Source organism: Photobacterium chitinilyticum, from assembly GCF_004104355.1.
In the GTDB taxonomy this organism is placed as follows: Bacteria; Pseudomonadota; Gammaproteobacteria; order Enterobacterales; family Vibrionaceae; genus Photobacterium; species Photobacterium chitinilyticum.
Genome location: NZ_RJLM01000139.1, coordinates 1 through 573 on the forward strand (window position 1 = coordinate 1; position 573 = coordinate 573).

At 60.7% G+C, this 573-nt stretch carries 1 protein-coding gene; it reads right to left on the reverse strand.

Going from position 1 to position 573, the window contains the following annotated elements; genetic code table 11:
- On the reverse strand, window positions 1-573 hold a 573-nt coding region (locus EDI28_RS27090; protein ID WP_199287514.1), incomplete at both ends, for an Ig-like domain-containing protein.

A 573-nucleotide genomic window follows, 5' to 3' on the forward strand; every position in this document is an offset into this window, starting at 1 on the left:
GCTGGACGCATCCGGCGTCACCACTAGCGTATAAACGCTACCACTCACGGCCGTGAAGCTACCCTTGCTGCCGCCGCTGACGGTGATATCGTCCGCGGCAAAGCCCGTCACCGACTCACTGAAGGTGAAGGTGTAGGTCACATCCCCCGTCGCCGTCCCGGTAGTATCATCGGTAATGACCACCGTCGGCACGGCCGTGTCTACTGCCTGTGTACTTTGGGTTGCGGCGGTGTTGTTATTGCCTGCCACATCGGTGGCCACATTGGCGGCCACATTCACCGTGATGTCACTGGTGCTGGACGCATCCGGCGTCACCACTAGCGTATAAACGCTACCACTCACGGCAGTGAAGCTACCCTTGCTGCCGCCGCTGACGGTGATGTCATCCGCGGCAAAGCCCGTTACCGACTCACTGAAGGTGAGGGTGTAGGTCACATCCCCCGTCGCCGTCCCGGTAGTATCATCGGTAATCACCACCGTCGGCACGGCCGTGTCTACTGCCTGTGTACTTTGGGTCGCGGCGGTGTTGTTGTTGCCTGCCGCATCGGTGGCCACATTGGCGGCCACATTCAC